This window comes from Paenibacillus sp. CF384 (assembly GCF_900106745.1).
GTDB lineage: Bacteria > Bacillota > Bacilli > Paenibacillales > Paenibacillaceae > Paenibacillus_Z.
In genome coordinates this window covers 279,945-303,835 of sequence record NZ_FNNV01000003.1, presented here as the reverse complement: position 1 = coordinate 303,835, position 23,891 = coordinate 279,945, and the positions used below count along the sequence as shown (strand labels likewise).

At 50.3% G+C, this 23,891-nt stretch carries 22 protein-coding genes; 10 read left to right on the top strand and 12 right to left on the bottom strand.

From position 1 onward, the window contains the following. Nucleotides 1-29: 29 nt before the first annotated feature. The 7 genes from BLW29_RS08805 to leuC all read right to left on the bottom strand — a co-directional run bounded on the left by BLW29_RS08805 (nucleotide 30) and on the right by leuC (nucleotide 8,439). Complete coding sequence (locus tag BLW29_RS08805; protein WP_090978306.1) at nucleotides 30-296, bottom strand: NAD/NADP transhydrogenase alpha subunit; 267 nt, start codon at nucleotides 294-296, stop codon at nucleotides 30-32. Nucleotides 297-338: 42 nt separating this feature from the next. Beyond that, nucleotides 339-986, bottom strand: a complete 648-nt coding sequence (nth, locus tag BLW29_RS08800) for an endonuclease III (RefSeq protein ID WP_090978480.1) — start codon at nucleotides 984-986, stop codon at nucleotides 339-341. A 187-nt stretch (nucleotides 987-1,173) separates the two neighbouring features. Continuing rightward, nucleotides 1,174-3,882 carry an S-layer homology domain-containing protein gene (locus BLW29_RS08795; protein ID WP_090978304.1) on the bottom strand — a complete coding sequence of 903 codons (2,709 nt, stop codon included), beginning with the start codon at nucleotides 3,880-3,882 and terminating at the stop codon, nucleotides 1,174-1,176. Between the two features lie 17 nt (nucleotides 3,883-3,899). Beyond that, nucleotides 3,900-4,520: a GerMN domain-containing protein gene (locus BLW29_RS08790; protein ID WP_177186543.1), complete on the bottom strand. Its 621-nt coding sequence runs from the start codon at nucleotides 4,518-4,520 to the stop codon at nucleotides 3,900-3,902. Nucleotides 4,521-4,530: 10 nt separating this feature from the next. Continuing rightward, nucleotides 4,531-5,985, bottom strand: a complete 1,455-nt coding sequence (locus tag BLW29_RS08785; protein ID WP_090978300.1) for an N-acetylmuramoyl-L-alanine amidase — start codon at nucleotides 5,983-5,985, stop codon at nucleotides 4,531-4,533. Between the two features lie 411 nt (nucleotides 5,986-6,396). Then, nucleotides 6,397-6,990, bottom strand: coding sequence for a 3-isopropylmalate dehydratase small subunit (leuD, locus tag BLW29_RS08780; protein ID WP_090978298.1), 594 nt, complete (start codon nucleotides 6,988-6,990; stop codon nucleotides 6,397-6,399). A 27-nt stretch (nucleotides 6,991-7,017) separates the two neighbouring features. Continuing rightward, nucleotides 7,018-8,439, bottom strand: a complete 1,422-nt coding sequence (gene leuC / locus BLW29_RS08775) for a 3-isopropylmalate dehydratase large subunit (RefSeq protein WP_090978296.1) — start codon at nucleotides 8,437-8,439, stop codon at nucleotides 7,018-7,020. 158 nt (nucleotides 8,440-8,597) lie between these two features. Between leuC and BLW29_RS08770 the strand changes: the two genes are divergently transcribed. Continuing rightward, entirely contained in the window at nucleotides 8,598-9,488 is an 891-nt protein-coding gene (locus tag BLW29_RS08770) for a LysR family transcriptional regulator (RefSeq protein WP_090978294.1), read from the top strand. Here the strand turns inward: BLW29_RS08770 and BLW29_RS08765 are convergent. Beyond that, nucleotides 9,477-10,274, bottom strand: coding sequence for a carbon-nitrogen family hydrolase (locus BLW29_RS08765; protein ID WP_090978292.1), 798 nt, complete (start codon nucleotides 10,272-10,274; stop codon nucleotides 9,477-9,479). The genes BLW29_RS08770 and BLW29_RS08765 overlap by 12 nt on opposite strands. 114 nt (nucleotides 10,275-10,388) lie before the next feature. Between BLW29_RS08765 and BLW29_RS08760 the strand changes: the two genes are divergently transcribed. The 8 genes from BLW29_RS08760 to mtnB all read left to right on the top strand — a co-directional run bounded on the left by BLW29_RS08760 (nucleotide 10,389) and on the right by mtnB (nucleotide 18,392). After that, a complete protein-coding gene (locus BLW29_RS08760) occupies nucleotides 10,389-10,835 on the top strand; it encodes a hypothetical protein (RefSeq protein ID WP_090978290.1) in 447 nt (148 codons plus the stop codon). A gap of 119 nt (nucleotides 10,836-10,954) precedes the next feature. Beyond that, nucleotides 10,955-12,145 (top strand): pyridoxal phosphate-dependent aminotransferase, encoded by a 1,191-nt coding sequence (locus BLW29_RS08755; protein ID WP_090978288.1) that lies wholly within the window; start codon nucleotides 10,955-10,957, stop codon nucleotides 12,143-12,145. Between the two features lie 381 nt (nucleotides 12,146-12,526). Further along, entirely contained in the window at nucleotides 12,527-13,642 is a 1,116-nt protein-coding gene (proB, locus tag BLW29_RS08750; protein ID WP_090978286.1) for a glutamate 5-kinase, read from the top strand. A gap of 30 nt (nucleotides 13,643-13,672) precedes the next feature. Continuing rightward, nucleotides 13,673-14,920: a glutamate-5-semialdehyde dehydrogenase gene (locus tag BLW29_RS08745; protein WP_090978284.1), complete on the top strand. Its 1,248-nt coding sequence runs from the start codon at nucleotides 13,673-13,675 to the stop codon at nucleotides 14,918-14,920. Between the two features lie 19 nt (nucleotides 14,921-14,939). Further along, the gene (gene proC, locus BLW29_RS08740; protein WP_177186542.1) at nucleotides 14,940-15,821 is read left to right on the top strand and encodes a pyrroline-5-carboxylate reductase; all 882 of its coding nucleotides are present in this window, start codon (nucleotides 14,940-14,942) and stop codon (nucleotides 15,819-15,821) included. Then, a complete protein-coding gene (locus BLW29_RS08735) occupies nucleotides 15,818-17,047 on the top strand; it encodes a 2,3-diketo-5-methylthiopentyl-1-phosphate enolase (protein ID WP_090978282.1) in 1,230 nt (409 codons plus the stop codon). Before proC ends, BLW29_RS08735 begins: the two co-directional genes overlap by 4 nt. Next, the gene (locus BLW29_RS08730) at nucleotides 17,047-17,739 is read left to right on the top strand and encodes a 2-hydroxy-3-keto-5-methylthiopentenyl-1-phosphate phosphatase (RefSeq protein WP_305728482.1); all 693 of its coding nucleotides are present in this window, start codon (nucleotides 17,047-17,049) and stop codon (nucleotides 17,737-17,739) included. The genes BLW29_RS08735 and BLW29_RS08730 overlap by 1 nt, the downstream gene beginning before the upstream one ends. Before the next feature lie 2 nt (nucleotides 17,740-17,741). After that, nucleotides 17,742-18,392 (top strand): methylthioribulose 1-phosphate dehydratase, encoded by a 651-nt coding sequence (gene mtnB / locus BLW29_RS08725; RefSeq protein ID WP_090978280.1) that lies wholly within the window; start codon nucleotides 17,742-17,744, stop codon nucleotides 18,390-18,392. Nucleotides 18,393-18,445: 53 nt separating this feature from the next. Here mtnB and BLW29_RS08720 read toward each other — a convergent pair whose 3' ends face one another. Next, nucleotides 18,446-19,756: a DUF2515 family protein gene (locus tag BLW29_RS08720; RefSeq protein ID WP_090978278.1), complete on the bottom strand. Its 1,311-nt coding sequence runs from the start codon at nucleotides 19,754-19,756 to the stop codon at nucleotides 18,446-18,448. Nucleotides 19,757-19,905: 149 nt separating this feature from the next. Here BLW29_RS08720 and BLW29_RS08715 point away from each other — a divergent pair, with 149 nt between their 5' ends. Next, entirely contained in the window at nucleotides 19,906-20,574 is a 669-nt protein-coding gene (locus BLW29_RS08715; protein ID WP_090978276.1) for an SOS response-associated peptidase, read from the top strand. Between the two features lie 41 nt (nucleotides 20,575-20,615). Here the strand turns inward: BLW29_RS08715 and BLW29_RS08710 are convergent, their stop codons facing one another. The 3 genes from BLW29_RS08710 to BLW29_RS08700 form a co-directional block, all read right to left on the bottom strand. After that, on the bottom strand, nucleotides 20,616-20,903 hold the full coding sequence (locus BLW29_RS08710; RefSeq protein ID WP_090978275.1) for a stage VI sporulation protein F: 288 nt from the start codon (nucleotides 20,901-20,903) through the stop codon (nucleotides 20,616-20,618). Between the two features lie 73 nt (nucleotides 20,904-20,976). Next, nucleotides 20,977-23,025, bottom strand: a complete 2,049-nt coding sequence (recG, locus tag BLW29_RS08705; protein ID WP_090978273.1) for an ATP-dependent DNA helicase RecG — start codon at nucleotides 23,023-23,025, stop codon at nucleotides 20,977-20,979. 10 nt (nucleotides 23,026-23,035) lie between these two features. After that, a complete protein-coding gene (locus BLW29_RS08700) occupies nucleotides 23,036-23,890 on the bottom strand; it encodes a DegV family protein (RefSeq protein ID WP_090978271.1) in 855 nt (284 codons plus the stop codon). Nucleotide 23,891 lies beyond the last annotated feature (1 nt).

Genomic DNA, 23,891 nt, shown 5'->3' with positions numbered 1-23,891 from the left:
CGTTCAAGCGAACTTGAACGTACGAGCTGTTATACCAATTGAACTTCGGGCACACAAATCTCAAATACTTCACCATGTTGAAGAATCGTAATGTTGCGTTCTTTCTCTTTCATGACAACACACTCAGGCTTAAGTCTCATACGTTCAATATATTGATCCGGTACGTCGCCTGCTCCGCTAACTGTCACGCCTTCAACAATAATATCTTCGTTCTCTTGCGGCGGGGATTCCATGATTTGCTCATAGATATCAGAGAATAAAGCGAAGTCTTTCGTGTATACGGAAATGCATTTCATGTGGGATCATCCTATTCATTATGTTTTGGGTCAAACGTCTTATTACTTAGCCTTTCGGTTTAGAGCAGGTTTCATACGTTGTTTGCCTTCTTTGCATTCATCTAGCATCGGACAAACCGGACAATTCGGATTCTGAGCCTTACAATGGTATCGCCCGAAGAAAATCAATCGATGATGAGTTTCGGTCCACAACGCTCGCGGAACGAGTTTCATCAATTTCTTCTCGACTTCAAGCACGCTATCATCAGCCTTGGCAAAACCAAGCCTCTTGGATACACGCTCCACATGCGTATCCACTGCAATTGCAGGTACTCCAAATGCATTGGATACCACTACATTTGCGGTTTTTCGGCCTACGCCCGGCAATTTCGTCAGTTCCTCATGCTGCTGCGGTATTTCTCCGCCATAGTCATCTATGAGCATCCGGCATAGTTTCTGGATAAACAAAGCCTTATTGCGAAACAGTCCAATCCGCCTGATGTCGTGCTCAAGCTCATCGAGTGGAACAGCCAAATAATCAGCCGGCGTCTGATACTTCTGGAACAAATCCGCTGTTACTTTATTCACTGTTTCATCCGTGCACTGCGCAGACAACAGAACTGCGATTGTTAGCTCGAACGGATTGCGATGATGGAGCTCGCAATGTGCGTCAGGGAACATTTCACCGACCACACCTAAAAAATGATCCATTTTCTCTTTCGCCTTCAACCGATCTCTCACTCCTAATTGAACCATCGAATCAAAGTGTAGCGAATATTGTCGCATTAATCAACCGCAAATGACCCTTAAATGATTGAATTTGTGCAGGATTTCACAGAATTGCAAAATAAAAATGTCCCGGCAGATTTCACCGGGACATCTGTCATTCATGTTGTGCTTACACCTTCGCAATTTCGACCAATACGTTCTGGTAGAAATACAGCAGAAGCGCATCGCCGTCTTTCAATTGAGCGATCGAAATTTGCTGATCGCCTTGGGTAACTTTTGTAGTCGACGTTACAGTATACGTGTTTAATTCTGTGAGAGTAGCTCGCTTAACAGAAAGCTCGCCTGTAGCGGCGTTATACTTCCAGAACTTCTTGCTGATACCGCTGTTTACCGTTACGAAGACGCGGTCTTTAGCATCCTTCTTCACTTCAACACGGTCTCCGATTTGAAGAACCGCAGTGGAGCTGCCTGTAAGTCCGTTCTTTACAACGGTATACGAATCGCCTAGCGTCACGCTAGAAACAACCCCGGTACTATCAACGATCGTCATGGAACCTGTATTTACACCCGTCAGCTTGCCATAGGTGACTTTAACAAGTTTATACGAAACGGGACTCGAGCCGACGTATTGAACATTACCGGTTTGACCTGATTTAAGATCAGAAAGCGTAATCTTATTGCCGAGTTCATTGTAAATGTCCAACACTGACGCATTCAAATCAAGGATTGAACCATCCGCTGTTTTCACTTTCAAACGTTTGCCTGCAATTTCAGCTGCGTAAACGCTCGTTTGCAAGGACGTATGCACCTGCAGCGTGATCACTTTATCTTGATTCGCGTTCAGCAGTCCTGTAACGGTATCGCCTACTTTGACATCTGCAATCGTAGAAGATGTTTTACCGGCAATTTCAATGGAATTCGGCAGCTCTAGCGGCAAAGTAATGATAGCTCCGTTACTCTGCGTGATCGAAACTTGGCTTGTATTAATGGCTGCCACGGTTCCGCTATATTTGTATACGAATTGAATGAGGACCGCTTTATTATCGGTTACTCCGATCGTCAGCTTCCTGTTCTTGGCCAGCAGCGATCCTGCAGCACTTACGGCAACCGTTGATCCGTTTAGATCGATCCTCGTTTTGTCCGTCAAGTAAACCGACATCGGATTACCGTCTTTATCTTTAAAATCCAAAATTCTCGTGTCCGGTTCATAGTTTCGAACCGTTGCGCCAATCATCAATGTTACATTACGATTCACGACTTTGATCGCAACTACTTGATCGCTCGAATTCAGTGAGATATCCAGGATATCTCCTTTAACAAGGTCAGCGATAGTCGTACCTGTCAGGCCATCGATTGTAACATCGGCCAGAATGGATACAAACTTCGCTTCCAAAGCGCTTTGTGCAGTTCCTGCATTTTTCACGTATTGGATCGTCTTGCCGTCACTGCTCGCAGAATAGAATTCTCCGCGAATGAGCTTGGCCGACGTTTGTGTGATCGTGATCTTGGTCACGATCGAATTCTTGACTTCGTATGAAATGGCATCGCCAACCCGAAGCTGCGACAAACCGCCGTCCAAAATCTGTCCCTGCCAGATCACATCCACTTGCGGCGAGACATTAAATTTGTACTCCGTTCCGGTTACACTGTCTTTCACAGTTACAGCTGACGCAGACGTATCAACCGCGCTGACTGTACCTTGCGCATTATTGTTAATCGGTGCAGACTGCACTTTAATGGAGATCGCTTGTGGTTTCGTTCTGTATGTATCGCGTGTAATCTCCACTTCGCTGTCTTTCGCAAGTGCGCTCGGTTTAATGACTGTACCCGCTCCATCTGTCACAACAGTTGTGCTGTTATACGTGATGGCAACAGGCTCATCATTGATCCATACCCAGATCTTACTATCGTTAACTAGGACGCGATCTACGGTACCTTTAAGCTTCTCAACCTGCTTTGCAGCATCAAGCTGCTCGACGTAAAGTGCTTTATTCCCGCTCGAGATCACGAGCAGCTTCGTATTGGCTTCAAGATCCGCCACCTTGGCAGGTTTCTCGGAATCGAAGCGGTACACGTAAGTATCCGGCGTCATCTCAATCGCCGATTCTTTATCATTCTGATACAGATGAACGGAAGTTGCATCTATGCTAGTCATCACTGCGGTCTGCTGTCCCGTGTATGTAACCGGGAATTGCGTTTCTGCTCTGCTGAAGATGGTAGCGATAGACGCGCGAGTAATGAATCCTTTGGGATCGAAACGATCTGCTGTAATTCCTTTGATCAACTGCAAGGATACGGCAGCATTCACATAACCCTTGTAACCCGAACCTACCTTGCTTCCGTCGGAGAAGCTAATCGTATCATTCGCAAGCGCTTCGGCTTCCTTCTGCTTGCCAATCGCTTTCACGATCAGCTTCGTAATCCATTCGCGCGTTGCTTTCTGCGTTCCCCACGCAGAGCTCGGATTCGCTTCAGCCAGTTCGAATTCTGCCTTTTGGTCTAGCAAACCTTCTTGAAAAGCAAGAATGATATAAGGTTTAAAATAAGTGCTGACCTCAAACGTATCCGGGAAGACGATAGCATCATCCACTTTAACCGCTTGCTCTTTGCCGATAAAACGGATGGCAAGTGCGATCGCTTCCTGCTGCGACACGTTATCAGCCGGTTTGAAAGCTCCGTTTGTTCCTTTTACGATCCCTTGTGTGGCGAGCTTGGCAATATGCTTCTCTGCCCAGTGGCCGGCAGGCACATCGCTGAATCGTGAAGTCGAAGCTGAATCCGCATACGCTAACGAACCGCCTACTGCAGAAAACCCTGTAAGTACTGAGAAAACCAACATCGATGAAACCACTTTAACCCATTTCTTCTGCTGCGGCATATTCTGTGAGCTCCTCCTTATGGTTTAGTAATGGGATGATCGATTTCTTCATGGCCCATTAAACTATCGACTGCTTCACCATCAACCAATAGATCGATGGACGTAACATCCTGCAACTGGAAATAGGTGCGAGTCAGTGCTTGAATGGCAAGCATTTCGCCTGGCGCGCCTAGTCTGGCTTCATCAGGCAAATGAAGGTCAAGCGTGACGGCAGCTCCGTCTTGTTTCGCGCTCAGCAGCTCGGCATGTTTCCATAACGAAGCTTCGCCCTTTGCTCCATCCTTCTGGAGTGCAGTAAACATCACTTTCAGCTTGTCCTTCGGATCAGCGAATTCGATATCCGACTTCTGCTCATGGAGCTCCATCATATCGTCGTCCGTATAGAATACAGATATCTGCTCTTTAACAAGTGCAGGTTCTTCCGGCTGAGCAGGCTCCGTTTGAACATTGTTCGTTTCTTGTTCCTGATCTTGATTTTGTTCACTGGAAGTATTGTTAGTTCCATCTGCCGGCTGTTCTTGAACCGCTCCGCCGCCTTGCGTCAGCGATTCTGTACGATTGCCGCAAGCGCTAAGCGGTACGATAAGTGCGGCTGCAACGATTACCGATAATAATGATGTAGTAATATGACGTTTCATCGGCATTCTCCTAGCTTAGTTTTAAATATTCTTTAATACCCGCTACGATTTCCGCAGCAATCTTGTTCTGTTTCGCATCATTGAAGAGTACGGAAGTGTCTCCACTGTTAGAGAGATAACCCGCTTCAAGCAATACGGCTGGCATTGTCGTCTTCTTAATGACTCTGAAATCCGCTTGTCTTACTCCACGATCCTTGAAGCCTGTCCCTTGAACCAAATACTTGTGCAAGACCTTCGCCAAAGCGATACTGTCCCCGCGTGAGTAATACGTCTCGGAGCCCGATACCGTTGCACTTTCCGTCTTGTTAGCATGGAAAGAGATAAACAAATCCGCTTTAAGATTGTTTGCAAAAGCTGCGCGATCATCAAGCTCCACGAAAGTATCGTTGGAACGTGTAAGATACGGCTTGATCTTCGCTTCTTGATCAAGAAGCGCTTTGACCTTTAACGTGATGGCAAGATTGTATTCCTTCTCCTGCCGTCCGGTTACGCTAAGTGCACCGGGATCTTTCGCGCCATGACCTGCATCGAGCACTACTTTATAAATCTTATCCCCCGGCGTTACCGGCGGAGTAACAGGCGGTGGACCGGTTTGCTCCAAGACATCAATACGAATGGATTGATCTTCTTTGACGGTCTGGACATTGGTAGGCGCTAGTAGGTCCAGTACCACCCTAACTGTATCCGGCTTGTCCGAATAATAGGAATACCGCACCTTCTGAAGTGTCGGATGCGAATCGATCAATAATTCGCCAAGCTTAGTCGAACTGTTCAGCTGCGTGAAGGCAGGCGTAAAAGCAGAATTAAAGTTCATATAAGGCAGGTCGATGACAACACGCTCCGGGTTATGCAGCACCTCAGTTTTGACATCTTTGAAATCGCCTTCATAGGCTAGGTAAATACTGCCTAAACCATTATACTCGATTGATTTGAGACTTGCAGAAGTATCTGACGGTGGATCTACGATCGGCCCTTCACCGTCTCCTGGATTCGTTCCCGGGTCCGGCGTTTCGGTCGGTGGATCTACAACCGGCGGAGTCACTACGGTTTGCTGAAAGAGATGTACAGAGCGGGAGGGCTTGTCCCAATATACACTTAACCCGAACTGCTCACTTATAAAACGCAGCGGCACCATCGTTGAGCCGTCTGTATTGAGAGCTGGCGCGTCTAGAGAGACTTCCCGGTCATTCACTATGGCATTCTTACCGCCAATTGTCAGTACCATGTTTGTTTCGCCGTTGGAGATGGTTACATTCGGCTTCTCCCATGCCACATCAAAACCAAGCCCTTCCGTCACCGTTCGAATTGGAACGAGTGTCGAATCGCCAACAATGCGGGGCTCAGCAGTACTTTGAAGCTGTTTTCCATTCAGATAAAGCTTTGGTGCTTCCGCTGCTCCCACGAGACTGGGGAACAAAGAGATCAAGAGCGACAACAGCAACACAGCGGACACAAACTTCTTCATCCTTCACCTCTAAAACGATTTATTTCGCCAGTCAGCCCGCCTGAATTCGACGATAACTGTAGACAATGATTAGACGCAGCTTGTCAGAAAAAGTTGCGTATTCAGGAAAAATGTAACTATCTAGTTCAGACAGCGCTCACAATGCAAAAATGGTGCGTGAAAGAGCGGTTTTGTGGGGGTGCGAGGTTGATAGCGGATATGCCTCTTTCAGCGGAGTAAATGGGTTAGTTTGGACACTGAGAGCGGTATATCCGCTTTCGGTTTATTTAACAATGAGCTCCTCAGAATGGTTAAGCTGAGAGTTCAATTTCCGAACTCTCAGTCTCCCCCGGCCGCGAAAACGCCGAAAAAATAAAAAAACAGCCCCAATCATCAAACGATGATTGGGGCTGCCTTATGTCCTTATGTGATTTAAAACGCGACGCGGCTTGCTTCGTACGCGGAGATTTTATCTTCGTGCTGAAGCGTAAGACCGATGTCATCAAGGCCTTGAAGCAGGAATTGGCGGCGGTGCTCATCGAGGTCGAAGTCGATGTGCAGTCCGGCATCATCTGTCAGCGTTTTGTTTACCAAGTCAACATTCAGCTTGTAGCCTTCTGTCTTCGTCGTGCGTTGGAACAAGTCTTCCACTTGCTCTTCGCTCAAACGGATTGGAAGAATGCCGTTCTTGAAGCAGTTATTATAGAAGATATCAGCGAACGAAGGCGCGATAACCACTTTAAAACCATAATCGAGAATCGCCCAAGGCGCATGCTCACGGGATGAGCCGCAGCCAAAGTTAGCGCGGGAAATCAGAACTTCCGAACCTTGATAACGAGGTTGATTCAGGCTGAACGAATCGATTACGTTACCTTGCTCATCCCAGCGCCATTCGAAGAACAGGAACTGGCCGAACCCGCTGCGCTCAATGCGCTTCAGAAATTGTTTAGGAATGATTGCATCTGTATCTACGTTAACACGATCTACCGGGGCAACAAGACCCGTTAGCTGTTTAAATTCTTCCATGATCGTTAACTCCTCTCGTCTCTCTTGCTAGTTCAATACTTCGGATTTGATTTTCCAGTCACGAACGTCTGTGAATTTACCCATGATCGCAGCTGCTGCGGCCATTGCCGGGGAAACCAAGTGCGTACGTCCGCCGCGGCCTTGACGGCCTTCGAAGTTACGGTTGGATGTCGATGCGCAGCGTTGACCCGGTTGCAGAACGTCTGGGTTCATCGCAAGACACATGGAGCAGCCAGCGTCACGCCATTCGAAACCTGCTTCCGTGAAGATCACATCAAGGCCTTCTTTCTCAGCCTGAATCTTAACGCGGCCCGAACCCGGAACAACAATCGCTGTAACGCGGTCGCTTACTTTATAGCCTTTTGCAATTTCAGCAGCGGCGCGCAAATCTTCGATCCGACCATTGGTGCAAGAACCGATAAAGACGTAGTCGATGTCGATCTCACTCATTGGCGTACCAGGAGTAAGTCCCATATATTCAAGTGCTTTCTCAGCTGCTTTACGCTCGTTCTCCGTTGGAAGCTCGGCAGGTACCGGTACGTTCTTCGTGATGTCAGTACCCATGCCCGGGCTTGTACCCCAAGTTACTTGCGGGATCAAGGAGTCTACATCGAATTCAAGAACGGTATCGAACGCAGCGCCTTCGTCTGTCGCAAGGTCAGCCCAAACGGCAATTGCACGATCAAACGCTTCGCCTTGCGGTGCGTATTCACGGCCGCGCAGGTAATTGAACGTAGTTTCGTCAGGAGCGATCAAGCCAGCGCGTGCGCCTGCTTCGATGGACATGTTACAAACGGTCATACGCTCTTCCATCGACAGGCTGCGGATAGCTTCGCCCGTGAACTCCATTACATAACCGGTACCGAAATCCGTACCGTATTTGGCAATAACGCCAAGAATCATATCTTTAGCGGTTACGCCGGGTTTGCGGCTGCCTGTGTAACGAATTTCCATTGTTTTGGCTTTGGACTGCTGCAAGCACTGCGTTGCAAGAACATGCTCAACCTCGGAAGTACCGATACCGAAAGCAAGAGCTCCGAAAGCGCCGTGCGTGGAAGTGTGGCTGTCGCCGCAAACGATTGTTTTACCCGGATGCGTAAGGCCAAGCTCAGGTCCCATAACGTGAACGACACCTTGGTCGATGCTGTCTAGGTCGAACAATGTTACGCCGAAGTCTTTACAGTTCTGAGTCAGCGTATCGATTTGTTGCTTCGAGATCGGATCTGTAATGTTGAAACGATCCTTCGTTGGTACGTTGTGGTCCATTGTTGCGAATGTCAGATCAGGACGGCGAACTTTGCGGCCAGACATACGAAGACCTTCAAACGCTTGCGGAGAAGTTACTTCATGGACAAGCTGCAAATCGATATAGATTACGCTCGGTTTACCTGCATCCGAATGAATGACGTGATTATCCCAAATTTTCTCAAACATCGTTCTTTTCGTCATTATATTCACCTCATAAGTTCATTTGCTCGTAGCAATAATTCAATGTAGCCATCATAACATTTCTTTCTTCATTGATCTAAGATATAATATCTATAACAGCAATAGGTACGGCCTATGAAGATAAATCATGTTAAAACTTGGTTCTGGAGTGGTCAATCATGGAATTTCGCCAGCTGCAATACGTCATCCAAATTGCCAAAGAGAAGAATTTCTCGCGCGCAGCGGAGAAACTGCATATCGCTCAGCCATCGCTCAGCCAGCAGCTGTCGAAGCTGGAGAAGGAAATCGGCGTGCTCCTATTCCGCCGAACCACAAACTCCGTTGAGCTTACACATGCAGGCGCGGTGTTTGTAGATAAAGCGCAGAATATCTTAGACAACATCGAACAATTGAAACAGGAGCTCGACGACCTTGCTCATATGCGCAAAGGGAAGCTCGTTGTGGGCAGTTTATCCATTACCGGCTCACACGTCCTGCCAACCGTACTGCCTATCTTTAATAAAAGGTATCCCGAAATCGAAGTCGTCCTTGTCGAAGATACACCTTCCAAGCTGGAGCAACTAACCGCGAGCGGCCAAACCGACCTCAGCTTGCTTGCATTGCCTCTATTCGAGCCGTCACTGGAGTGGGTTCCCATCATTGAAGAGGAAATCGTGCTGGCAGTTCCTCCTGATCATCCTCTTGCAAAGATGAATGATCCGATTCACATCGAAAACTTAAGTGCCGAACCTTTTATCGTGTTGAAGAAAGGCCAAGGCTTCCGGCAAAATGTAATGGAGCTGTGCGAACAAGCAGGCTTCGAGCCGCGCATCGTATTCGAGAGCACGAACATCGAAACCATCCAATCTCTCGTTGCCGCTGGAATGGGGATCACATTCGTGCCAAAGATGCTCATAAGGGATAGAGTCGATGAACGAACGCCTGTCTATTTGCCGCTTTCTGCTCCCACACCGATCCGTACGCTCGTCATTGCAAGCCGTAAAGGCCGCTATCTCTCGAGAGCGGCCGAGGCTTTTATTGAAACGATGAAAGCTACATTAATAAAGTGAAGGACGGCGGTCTTCGAATACCGGAATCTTGGCGCGGACGGCGTCGACGAGATTCAGATCGATCTCCGCTCTCATGATGACTTCGTCTTCTCCCGCTTCTGCCACAATTTCGCCCCATGGATCAATGATTAAGGAATGCCCGAAGAATGAACTCGTTCCGCTCGTTCCGCAGCGATTGCATGCGATAACAAACATCTGATTCTCGATGGCTCTGGCTGTTAACAAGGTCCGCCAATGATGCAATCTCGGGTTGGGCCACTGGGCCGGAACGAACAAGACTTTAGCACCGCCAAGCGCGAGCTTGCGCGCGAGCTCCGGGAACCGGATGTCGTAGCAGATCATCATTCCTGCTTCAGAGCCTGCCACTTCGAGCGTGCCGAGCTTCTCCCCTGCTTTCAGATGCTTTTCTTCATCCATGAGACGGAACAAATGAATTTTGGAATAGTCCGATACCACTTCGCCGTTCTCATTGAACGCATAGATCGTATTATAAACGCCGCCTTCGCGTTTCTCCGCAATGGAACCTCCGATAATTTGAACCTGGTGCTCACGGGCAAAAGCTGACAGAAGCGCCTTCGTGCGCTCTCCATCTTGATCCGCAATCTGATCGATCTGCTCAAGCGCGTAACCGGTATTCCACATCTCCGGGAACATGATCAAATCAGGCTTATCCGGCCCTTGAACGGCTTCGTACAGTCTTTCCTCCAGCCTTGCAAAATTCGCCTCGGGATATCCCGCATCAACGTGCATCTGCACGATCGCAAGCTTTAATTTCCTCTCACTCATTCGATTGCCTCCTGAATTGCTCAGTTTTACCTAATCATATCGTCTCATGCTTCGCTGTCAAGATGGGCACTGTAAGGAGGAAACCATCCTGTACCGATTAAGGAGACTGCGTAAATGAGAAGATGGAGTACAAAAATCGTATCCGCCCTGGCACTGCTTTTGTTTCTGGTTCTTCCTGCTGTAGTCAGCGCCGGAGCACTGGATGACCACGATACCATGCAGCGGCCAGTTCAGGCTTTCGATGTCGTTGCCGGCAAAGTTGTGAAGAGCGTCCCGAACAATGCCGAGTTTCAAGGCTATGCGAAGTCATGGCTGAATTCCGTTACAGGCATGTCGCCAAGATTGCAAGCCGAAGATAAATGCGGTTATGTGTTCCGCATCCCGCTTGACCAACCGACTGCTGTGAAAGCAGGAGCACTGCAGGTCATGACACAGGATGTGTTCCTGTTCTATTGTCCGAAGAAACCGCAGCTGCTGCTTATTTTTGACGAGAACCGCAAGCCGTATCTGCTTCAATTCAAAGCCAATATCAAGCCATTCCTCAAAGCGATGGATCTGTAAGAGGTTTATCCAGCAACACGCTAGGCTCACTCCACCTCGCCGCTTAAGGAACCGGGCGCTCGACACTCATTCCAACATTATGCTACATTTAGGGTTAGATTAACGGTGGAGTGATAACAATGGATGGAATAAAAACAGTTCAAATCAATCCGGCAGACCGGATGACCGGTTTGCCGGCACAATTCTTTGCCGGACTTGTCCGCAAAGCCAACGCGCAAGCAGCCAAAGGCCGCGATGTCATCAATCTGGGGCAGGGCAATCCGGATCAGCCTACACCGCCTCATATCGTAGCTGCACTTCAAGACGCAGCTCCGAACCCGATGTATCATCGTTATCCGCCTTTCAGCGGATATCCTTTTCTCAAACAAGCGGTCGCGCAGCGTTATAAAGAAGACTATGGCGTCGACCTCGATCCGGAGAAAGAAGTCGCCATCTTGTTCGGCGGCAAAACAGGTCTGATCGAAATTAGCCAATGTTTGCTGAATCCCGGCGATATCTGCCTCGTGCCTGATCCCGGCTATCCGGATTACTGGTCCGGGGTTGCACTTGCGGGCGGTAAGATGGAATATATGCCGCTGACGTCTGACAATGCTTTTTTACCTGATTACAGTGCGGTATCTCCGGCTATTGCGGATAAAGCGAAACTTATGTTCATCAATTATCCGAACAATCCGACCGGGGCCACAGCTGATCCGGAATTTTACAAGCAAACCGTGGAATTCGCTGCCAAACACGGCATCGTCGTTGCGAGTGATTTTGCTTATGGCGCAATTGGGTTTGACGGCAAACAACCTGTCAGCTTCTTGCAAACACCTGGAGCCAAAGAAGTCGGCGTTGAATTCTATACGCTGTCCAAGACGTACAATATGGCCGGCTGGCGTGTCGGCTTTGCCCTTGGCAATACCGAAATCATTTCATTGATCAATCTCATTCAAGATCATTACTATTGCAGTTTGTTCGGCGGCATTCAAGCGGCTGCAGCCGCTGCGCTTACCGGCCCGCAGCAATGCGTGACCGATCTTGCTGCTGCTTACGAGAGCAGACGCAATGCTTTATTCGGCGCGATGGACGAGATTGGCTGGAAGGCTGCGAAGCCAAGCGGTTCTTTCTTCTGCTGGCTGCCAGTGCCTAAAGGCTATACCTCCTCTTCCTTCTCTGATCTCGTACTGGAGAAAGCCGATGTCGTATTAGCACCGGGAGTCGGGTTCGGCACGCATGGAGAAAATTACGTGCGACTTGGACTGCTTGCCTCAGAAGAACGGCTGCAAGAAGCGATTCACCGCATCGGCAAACTGGGTCTGTTCGAATAATCTAAAAATAATTTATACTCCGCCCATAAAGCCCGTCTTTATGGGCTTTTCTTTGCTTTACAGTACCAGGCAGAACATGGTATGATTCTCTTTAATTAAAAACCATTAACGTCTTGATGGGGCCAAGTATGCACTCCGCAATGCGACAGAGAGTAAATTCGTTCGCTGTGAGAATTTACCGTTATTGCTGCAGAAACCTTCCCCGGAACGGCCGGCGATGAGTCGGACAGCGACCTGCTGTTATCAGGTCTAAGAAAGCGGAACGGCATGCCAAACATAGCCGTTAATAAAGGTGGTACCGCGGAAGTTAAACTTTCGTCCTTTGTATATATACAAGGATGAGAGTTTTTTTTATTTTCTAGGAAAGGTTCGGGGAGACATATGACAGATACCATTGTAGTCAAAATCGGCAGCAGCTCCTTAACCTCCGATGAAGGCGGCATTAATCGGGAACGAATCGCCTTCTTCGCGCATGAGCTCGCTGCCCTCCATGAAGCAGGCTACCAAGTGCTGCTCGTCACCTCCGGTGCCATCGCCGCCGGATTCAAGAAAATCGGCTATCATACCCGTCCGAAGCTCGTCCACGAGAAACAAGCGGCCGCGGCCGTCGGTCAAGCCCTGCTTATGCAGGCCTATCAAGAAGCCTTCGCATCCTACGGCAACAATGGCGGCATTGGCGTTGCTCAAATTCTGCTGACCCGAGCAGATTTCTCCAATCGCAAACGGATTCAGAATGCACTGATGACCATAGAAGAGCTGCTCCATCGGCGCATGCTTCCGATCGTGAACGAGAACGACACCGTCGCAACGGATGAATTGAAGTTCAGCGAGAACGATACGTTATCTGCGCTTGTCGGCAATCTTGTGAAAGCGAAGCGGCTTATTATTTTGACCGACATGGATGGCCTGTATACGGAAGATCCGCGTAAGAACCCGAATGCCGTTCGTTACGATCGTGTCGAGCAAATCTCCGATGACATTCTGCGCGTCGCTGGCGGTGCAGGATCCGCTGTCGGAACCGGCGGGATGCGTTCGAAGATTGAAGCAGCACGTATCGCGATGCGCGGCGGTGTTCCGGTATTTATCGGCCGCGTCGTGGAGCCCGGCGATTTGAATCTCGCCGTATCCGGAATCGGCAAAGGGACGTATTTCGAAACGAGCCAGCACAACCTGACGACAAAGAAACAGTGGCTTGGCTTCCATTCCATGCCGCAAGGCCGTATCTTCGTCGACCAAGGTGCGGAACGAGCATTGCTCGAAGGCGGCAAAAGCTTGCTGCCAGCCGGGATACGAACCATTGAAGGCGATTTTCATCCCGGCGATGTCGTTGAAGTGTACAATGAACAGCAGCAATCGCTTGGCCGCGGCGTCGTGAACTATGCCGCTTGGCAGGTGCAAGCCGTTGCCGGCTTAAGTACGGAAGAAGTGCGCAGACGTGTTGAAGTAACTCGAATAGAAGTCATCCACCGTGATGAGTGGGTCACACTTAGATCTTAGACGACAGGACTTATGAGGGAGAGAGACCATATGAGCGAAGTACGGGAGAAAGCCGCCCTTGCCAAACAAGCAGCGGGTATAATGAACCGATTAACGACGAATCAGAAGAATGAAGCCCTTCTCGAAATGGCAAATGCGTTGATCCGTCATCAAGATTCGATTATTCAAGCGAACCGAATCGACATTGAACGTGGACGCGTAAACGGAACGAGCGAATCGCTGCTTGACCGACTGACGCTTACATCTTCACGTGTGGAAGATATCGCCGAAGGTCTTCGCCAAGTCGTGCAACTGAACGATCCTGTAGGCCTTACCTTGGAATCGTTTGAACGTCCTAACGGACTGCGCGTCGACAAAATCACGGTTCCGCTCGGTGTGATCGGGATGATCTATGAAGCTCGCCCCAACGTAACGGTCGATGCAGCCGGACTTTGTCTCAAGACAGGCAACTCCGTCGTCCTTCGCGGTGGATCTGCTGCGCTGGAATCCAACCGCCGTATCGTCGAAGTCCTTCGCGAAGCGCTTGCCTCCACTTCCATGCCTGCTGATGCCCTCCAATTGATTGAGGACCCATCGCGTGCTTCCGTTGACGAAATGTTGAAGTTAAATGGCCTGCTCGACGTCGTAATCCCTCGCGGCGGCGCATCATTAATTCGAAATGTTGTTGAAAATGCGACCGTTCCCGTCATTGAAACAGGAGCCGGCGTTTGTCATACTTACTTGGACGACAGCGCGCAGCTTGCGATGGCATCGGATATCGCCTTCAACGCTAAGGTTCAGCGCCCTTCTGTTTGCAACTCTATGGAGACGCTGCTTGTCCATGAAGCTTTCGCCGAACGCCATCTTCGTGAACTGGCTGAACGCTTCCTTGCAGCTAATGTCGAGCTCCGCGGTTGTGAACGGACGCTTGCTATCGTCCCTGAGGCAAATGCTGTAACCGAATCGGATTACGCGACGGAATATAATGATTACATTATGAATATTCATATCGTTTCCGGCATAGATGAAGCCATGCAGCATATTAGCAAATTCGGCACGATGCATTCGGAATGCATCGTCACCGAGAATCAAGAGAACGCGGATCAGTTCTTGCAGCAGATTGATGCGGCTGCGGTCTACCATAACGCTTCCACCCGTTTCACGGATGGCTTCGAATTTGGCTACGGTGCCGAAATCGGCATCAGTACCCAGAAGCTTCATGCCAGAGGACCAATGGGTCTGCCTGCACTGACTTCAACCAAATTCCGCATTTACGGCAGCGGACAAATACGCGGATAGAACAGGAGGATTCACGATCATGACGTTACTTTCATCTTCTAGTATTTCAACTGCAATCGGATCGCTTAAAATGTGTTTCTATGGTGCAGGCTCCATTGCCGAAGCGATGGTTCGCGGACTGCTTGACCGCGGCTTGACCGAGCCGGGTCAGATCAGCATGATGAATCGGCAAAACGCTGCGCGAATGGAAGAACTCACGTCTAGGTACGGCGTGAATACATCCTCTCTGGAAGCGGAGAAATCCGTCATGCTGCAGGAAGCGGATATTGTTTTTCTCATGATGAAACCCAAGGATGCCGCGGAAGCGATCCTTCAAGTGCGCGATCTTCTGCATCCGGGTCAATTAATCATCTCGGTTATTGCCGGCATGACTATTCGCACGTTGGAAACATTACTCGGCAAACCGATGGCGATTGTACGCACGATGCCGAATACGTCGAGCACGATCGGACTTGGAGCTACCGGCGTCAGCTTCTCTGCTTCTGTCACGGGCAATCAGCGTGACCTCGCTGAGACGATGTTTCAAGCGGTTGGCTTAACCGCGGTTGTGGAAGAACAGCTGCTTGAGGTTGTTACAGGATTGTCCGGCAGCGGTCCTGCCTATGTGTACTACCTAATGGAAGCTATGATTGCTGCTGGCAGCGAGCTTGGTCTGACTGAAGAAGCCGCACGTGAGCTGACTGTTCAAACCGTACTAGGAGCCGCACATATGGTGAAAGCTACTGGGGAGAACCCGGCTGATTTGCGACGCAAAGTGACCTCTCCTAACGGCACGACCCAAGCTGCAATTGAAAAACTAGATGCTAACCATTTCTCGCAAGCCGTTATTAGTGCGATTACTCGTGCTGCAGAGCGTGCTGCGGAAATGGGAGCAGAGATTGAAAGGAAAGCGACATCATGAGTGATCAAGCTGTATGTATAGCAACTTATCGTTGTTACGATGACAAAGCGGATTTTCATAAGAAAGCACAGGGCATTGCTGTCGGCCTGACGGTCGGAAGCTGGACGGATCTGCCGGAAGCGCGTAAAGCCGAGATGGAGAAACATCTTGGACGCGTTATTTCCGTGAACGTTCATGAAGGCTCGGCACCTGGAGAGCGTTATGCCGATCTTCGCATCGCCTATCCGGACGTGAATTTCAGCCGTGACCTCCCTGCCCTGCTCGTTACGGTATTCGGAAAGCTGTCCATGGACGGCAAAATCAAACTGCTTGATCTCGATTTCTCAAGCAGCTTTGTTTCAGCATTTCCCGGACCGAAATTCGGTATTGAAGGCGTACGTAAACTGCTAGGGGCTAACGAGCGTCCACTGCTAATGAGCATCTTTAAATCCGTTATCGGTCATGATCTGCCTAACCTGCGCGAGCAGTTCTATCAGCAAGCGCTTGGCGGCGTAGACCTGATCAAGGATGATGAGATCCTATTCGAGAACCCGCTGACTCCGCTTGAGAAACGGGTTGAAGCTTGTATGGAAGCTGCCCGTCAAGCAGAACTGGTAACAGGGCAGAAGCTTCTGTATGCCGTCAACTTGACCGGTCCAACATCGAAGCTTGCCTCGCAAGCGAAGAAGGCAATCAACGCAGGGGCGAATGCCCTTCTGTTCAATGTGCTCGCTTATGGATACGACGTGCTGCATGAGCTAAGCATCGATCCGGAAATTTCGGTGCCGATTGCGGCTCACCCTGCAATGGCCGGCGCCTTGTACCCTTCCGTGCACTACGGCATCGCCGCACCTTTGCTGCTGGGCAAGCTCATGAGATTAGCTGGTGCGGATCTTGTACTATTCCCTTCACCGTACGGTTCTGTCGTCATGCCGCGCGAAGAGAACTTAGCCGTGCAAGCCGCATTGATCGACCCCGCCCTGCCGGTAGCACCAAGCTTCCCGGTCCCTTCTGCTGGCATCCATCCCGGACTAGTCCCGCTTATTCTGCGCGACTTCGGCACCGATGTCGTCGTCAATGCAGGCGGAGGCATCCACGGACATCCGATGGGAACAGCCTCCGGCGGACAAGCGTTCCGCATGGCGATTGAAGCTGCTAGAGCAGGCATATCACTGCCTGAAGCAGCTGCGAAGCCCGGCAACGAAGCGCTTCAAGCTGCGATTGACAGCTGGGGGTACAAGGAATAATGAGCATGAACACTAACACGACATCCAGATCCCCACAGCGCGTGATCTTTTGTGATTTTGACGGCACCATTACAGAGAACGATAACATCGTTGCCATTATCAAACACTTCAATCCTCCCGGCTGGGAAGCGATCGTAAACGACATCGTCGGACAACGCAAGACGATTCGTCAAGGAGTCGGCGAGCTGTTCCGACTGCTGCCTTCCTCGATGAAACGAGAAGTGGTCGACTATGCCATTTCCAACGCTGTCATCCGTGCAGGTTTTGCCGATTTGCTGCAATATTGCAAAGATAACGATATCGAATTCTACGTCACGAGCGGCGGCATCGACTTCTTCGTCTACCCGCTTCTTGCGCAGTTTAACATTCCGGTGAATCACATCTACTGCAACGGCAGTGATTTCTCAGGAGATAAGATCGAAATTACATGGCCTCACCCTTGCGATGGCGAATGCAAGACCGACTGCGGCATGTGCAAAACAACGATTATTCGCCGCTTCCCTAAAGGTCAGTATGAGCGCATTCTTATCGGCGACAGCGTGACGGATTTTGAAGGAGCGAAGCTTGCTGACGTGGTTTTCGCCCGCTCACATTTGACGCAGAAATGCAAAGAGCTCGGACTTTCTTATCACGAGTTCAAGACGTTCCATGACGTCCTCGACGTACTGAAATTGCAGGAGGCGACCGCTTAACCATGTCATTTGCACATATCGCATTAGAAGACAAGCAGCGCGTGCTTGCAGAACTAACGGAGGTGAAGAGCCTCTTCGCTTCCCGTGGCTGGTTCCCGGGAACGAGCGGCAATCTTTCGATTCGAGTAGGCGACTACTCGCCGGAGGATTTCAACTTTGCCATTACGGCAAGCGGCAAGGATAAGTCGCTGTCGACACCTGAGGATTTCCTGTTCGTCGATCAAGCGGGCAAGCCGAGCGAGCCCACCAGGCTCAAACCTTCGGCTGAGACGTTGATCCACTGTGAAATCTACCGTCAAACGGGTTGCGGCGCTATTTTCCATATCCACTCCGTCTATAACAGCATCGTCTCTGAGCTCTTCTGGGAGCGTAAATCGATTCCTGTTGACGGTGTTGAGCTTATTAAAGCATTCAATATATGGGAAGATGATGCCCATATTGATATCCCGATCGTGTCCAACTTCACGCATATCCCGAGCATCGTACCGGAAGTTACGGAACGACTTGATCCACGCATCCCCGGTATCATGCTGCGGAAGCATGGCATTTACGCTTGGGGCGCGAACGCTTTTGAAGCCAAACGCCATCTGGAAGCGTTCGAGTTTCTGTTCGAATACGTGTACCGCTGGGAATTGCTGCAACGTAAATCTTAATCTTCAGAGCGCGACAATAAAGGCGATAGAGGCAAGCTGCATGCAGCAGCTCTCTATCGCCTTTTGTCATGTGCCGTGCTCGGCTTCAACTGCTGCGCGGCCAGCACGGCTAACTCGATCTTATTAATCGCGAGACAGTGCTCTTCGGAGATGACAAAAACCTCCGGCATCGGGAGCTGTTCGAAGTATCGTTCCACCTCGCTGGTTTCCTGAAACCAATCTTCGCGGCTGCCTATTTCTACGGGTATATCCTGCCAGGCTGCAGTCAGCTCCGGACTGGCAAACTTCTTTGCTCTGCGCTTCAGTTTACAGCCATCCAGCTTCTCTACATAACTTCTCGTCGATTGGGATCGCAATTGCTTCGTAAATAAATGCGGGGCATAATCGGCTCTTGAGCCGGTGTGGTGTACGGCTCGCACGAATGCCAGTACACCGCGATGTACCTCAGGAACGCCATATAGAATGGCATACAATCGCTTCCCGAATTCAATTCTCTCCTCGATATTGCGGAAATTCTCAAGCACGAGCCCCGCAAGCTTCATCGCTCCTTCGTTCGGCGCGCCATAGGGCATAAATACAGCATTGGTTTGGAGTGGCGTCTGCAATAGAAATGCAGGCTTGCGCAAGACATGCTCCTTGAAGTAGGTACTGCGAACAAGAGGAGCTTCGATGACATGCTGCTCATTCACAATCAGTGCGGTGGTCAGAATCGCTGGATCTTTGCGGCGCCAGAACTGCGACCAAACCGGACGCATGAAGCCAGACACGCCAAATGCAGGCAATAACGAGAAGAGCTCACGCCCTTCCTTCCGTGATGCTTCGTAGAGCAGCAGCTGAGGATAAGCATCTTGAAAAATCATAGCGTTCGCACGTTCCAGCAGAAGAAACGTCTGTTTGCGATAGGCGCGGTCAAGCAGCCGCGGCAGCAGCTCCCCCTGCAGGTCGGTCATATTCCAACCGCCATTGCGGGAAACCACATGCGCAAGCAGCGCCCAGTGCAGCTCAGGGCAGCGAAAATAAACCGCGCGGTACGCCTCCGTACGAGTCACATTATTCTGATTGGCAATCTCCGTCTCATGGCGAATCCGGTGAATCCATGTACGTTCCTGTTCGTTATATAACTCCGATAAGGGTTCAATAGGCGTTTCGGGACGCTGCTCGCCTTGTGACTTCCAACCCGCTCTCAGCTCTCGGACCAATTCTTGCTTAAGCTCCATTGGAATCGCATGCTGAGCCAGCTTCGAGGAAGCCTGTTTCGCATGCCGCTTTGCCGCTAGATAAGCAACAATGCGTGCAGGCAAACTTCGCAGGCCAAGTAGGATACGCTTCATTACAGAATGGTTAGTGCTGCTTTGATGCTCCATGCGCTTCGTCACTCCTTTCAATGATGGGGCGACATTCGTTTCTTCTTGTCCACGGGTATACGATTTAGTATGGGCTTCTCTACAATCAATTAGCCGCCCGTAGTATACTGAGGAGAATAGGACGAATAGGTGCAGGAGGTTAGCAGACGATGTGTGGACGTTATACGATTACAGTATCTTTGGAAGAGCTAATGTTACGTTATTGGATTTCTTCCACGAATGTGCCTTATCCTCAGCCCAAATATAATGTCGCCCCCGGTCAGATGGTATTCGCCATCGTTGGTGACGGCACGCAAAACCGGCTAGGCGAGCTCAAATGGGGCCTTGTTCCTTCCTGGGCAGACAGTCCTAAGGTCGGCAACAAAATGCTCAATGCACGCGCCGAAACGGTCTGGGAGAAACCTGCCTTCAAGCAGCTTATTCGCCGCAAACGCTGCATCATACCGGCCGACGGTTTCTATGAATGGCGACAGGATGAGAAGGACAAGCAGCCGATGCGCATCGTGAAGCGCGACCGCAAGCTCTTTAGCATGGCCGGGTTATATGATACTTGGGTGTCCCCGGATGGGATTAAACTGAGTACCTGTACCATTCTGACAACGACCCCTAATGAGCTGATGGCTCCAATCCATAACCGGATGCCTGTAATCCTCCATGAAGAGCATGAGGCGATGTGGCTTGACCGTTCAATTCAAGATCAACAGAAGCTTAACGAGCTGCTCTCCCCGTTTCCATCCGAGCTGCTTGAAGCCTATCCGGTCGGCAAAACGGTCGGCAGTGTTGCGAATGATGATGCATCGTGTATCGCTCCCATCTGATCGCGCAGGATGGAAGCAAAAAAAATCCGCCGATCCAAGGATCAGCGGAACATAGCCCATAGTTTGATAAGATGGAGCGTGTTGGAAGGATCGATTTTCTGACCTAGTACGAATGCAATTAATTGCTCTTCTTGCTGTTCCGTAAGAGACTCCTGCAAGATGCCGGCTGACGTCTTCACCAGCTTCTTCACTTTCGTGCGATCCTGTAAATCATATTTGGAAACACCATTTAACAGCATCTTCATACGATCCTTCACGACCGGATTCTTCATCTTCAACTTTACACGCTCGACCAACTCAGGCCGGATACCATATTTCGTGTAGCTCATCTTAGGGCTAGCACCTCCGTCGGCTTCTTAAAGCCATTCGTTGTACTATATGCTGAGACAGCCACTTTCAAAACTAGTCCAAGAGTTCCCCTTGAAAAAGTTGCTCTTTCTTGAGCAGCTCGCGTACTCTGGCATAGGCCGCTTCCGTCCAGAAATCCGGCTTCGCCGTGATGTCAGCCGCATCGTCCCTGGCTTCCTCGAGCACGGCGAAGTCGGCCGCCATATCGGCAAGCTTAAAGTCCGGTACACCGCTTTGCTTCGTGCCGAAGAAATCCCCGGGTCCCCTCAGCTCCAAATCCCGTCTCGATACCTCGAAGCCGTCATCCGTCTCCGTCATGATTTTCATCCGTTCACGACCGATCTCCGACTTCGGATCAGCTATTAAGACACAGTAGGATTGATGGCCGCCACGACCTACGCGCCCGCGCAACTGGTGGAGTTGAGATAAGCCAAACCTTTCCGCATCCATAATGACCATCAGAGTAGCGTTCGGCACGTCGACACCGACTTCGACGACAGTGGTTGCTACGAGCACATGCACGTCATTCTCGCTGAATGCGCGCATGACTTCATCTTTGTCCGAAGTTGAGAGTCGGCCGTGAAGCAAGCCTATCTTCAGATCTGGGAATGCTTGCTGGATTTGAATATGCAAATCTATCGCATTCTGCACATCCAGTTTCTCCGATTCCTCGATGAGCGGGCATATAAAATAACACTGGCGCCCAGCCTCCACCTCGCGCCGAATAAATCCAAGCACGCGTTCCAGCATATTATGCTTCACCCAATTTGTCTGGATCGGCTTACGACCCTGCGGACGTTCCCGCAGCGTAGATACATCAAGGTCGCCGAACGCCGTAATGGCAAGCGTCCTCGGGATCGGTGTCGCTGTCATCGTCAGCACATCCGGATTCATCCCTTTGCGGCGCAGCACACTTCGCTGGTTAACGCCAAATCGGTGCTGCTCATCCGTTACAACTAAACCCAGACTGCGGAAATTAACGCCTTCCTGAATAATCGCCTGCGTGCCGACGATCACATCAATCAGCCCCATTTGCAGCCCCGCCAGCACATCCCGCCGTTTCTTCTCCGTCAAGCTGCCTGTTAGCAGCGCTACCTGCAGCCCTACACCGCCTAGAAGCTTCTGTAAGGAACGGTAGTGCTGCTCCGCTAATATCTCCGTCGGCACCATCAGTGCCCCTTGGTGGCCAGCTTTGTAAGCGGCAAACAGCGCAATCGCCGCTACGACCGTCTTACCGGATCCGACATCCCCCTGCAGCAAGCGGTTCATACAGGAAGGATGACGCATATCAATCAGGATTTCGTTAACAACCTTCTTCTGTGAATCTGTCAGCTCAAAGGGCAGTGTCCGCACGAAAACCCGAATCGATTCCGCATCCACCACATGGGCGACACCATCCATTCGTTTACGATTAATGGTGCGGTACGCCTGCAGCTTTAACTGGAACAAGAACAGCTCCTCGTAGACGAGTCGGCGACGAGCCGCCTGCCCTTGCGCGATATCCTCGGGCTGATGAATCTGCTTCACTGCATCTCTGCGCAGCATGAGGCCATGCTTGTCCATCAATTCAACAGGCAGAATCTCTTCCACCATCGGCCCATATTGAAGCAGCGCTTGCGCCATGATTTTGCGTATCCATGGCTGTGTTACGCTGCCGCCAACGGAGTATACGGACTGAAGAGTCCCTGAGCGCGAAGCGCCTTTATCAGGGAACTCGGACTCCGATACCGTAATCTGAAGCCGCTGCTGCTCCCATTTGCCCGTCAGAACGATATCCCGGCCCGGAACCAGCTGATCCTGTAGAAAATGTCGATTAAACCATACGGCTGTCACTAATATTCCGTCAATTACGATTTTGCAGGTTAAGCGTGTCTTAGCGCGGCCGAGCCGCTGCAAGAGCGGATTGCCCATAATCTTGCCTTCAACGGTCGCTTTCTCCCCATCCTTCGTTTCCTCTAAGCTCCGAATGCGATAGTCTTCATATCGAAACGGAAAATAATCCAGCAAATCCGCGATCGTATGAACGCCAAAGGCGTGAAGCTCTAATTCTTTCTGAGCACTCACGCCTTTCATTTGCCGGACCGTTATTTGATCCAGCTTCATCCCCATTACCTCACACCCGTGTAATAAACAATGCAGCGGCACCGGGACCGGCATGTGTTCCAATAACCGAGCCGATCTCTGTTTGCCTGATGCTGCGTATGTTCAGCTGTCCTTGCGCCAGAGCTGCCAGCTCCAGCGCCAGCTCGTTCTTATGTGTCCACCCGACTGTCATTTCAATAGGATCATCGCCGAAGTCTTTCTTAAACAGGTCGATAATGCGCTGCATCGCTTTCTTCGTCCCGCGCACCTTATCTACCGCCATGACTTCGCCTTCGCTGTCAATCGTCAGGATTGGCTTTATGTTGAGGATCGAACCAAACAAAGCTGCTGCTTTGCCAATTCGACCACCTTTCTGCAAATACTCGAGCGTATCAAGCAAGAAATACATACGACGATCTTGAATCATGTTTTCCACTTTGGTCACGATGGCTTCTTTGGTTTCACCCGCTGCGGCCATCTCGGCCGCTTTAACAGCCAACAGCCCGATGCCATACGACGCGGATTTGGAATCGATCACCGTAATATCGCCGGGCACTTCAAGTAAGTTAGAGCCCAGAACCGCCGATTGATAAGTGCCGCTTAGTGCAGAGGACAGATGAATGGAGATAATAGAGGTGTCCTTTCCTGTAGCGAGCACACGCTCGTAGGTTTCCATAAACTCTACCGGTGAGGGCTGTGAAGTGGTTGGCAGCAGAGTCGCTTTGGCCAATCGCTCATAAAATTGATTGTTCGTGATGGTGACTGCATCGAGATACGTGTCCTCGCCGAAGAGCACCTTAAGCGGGACCATCTCGATATTATGCTGCTCACGGACACGCTTTGGAATATCCGCCGTACTGTCCGTTATGATCTTGATTGCACCCATC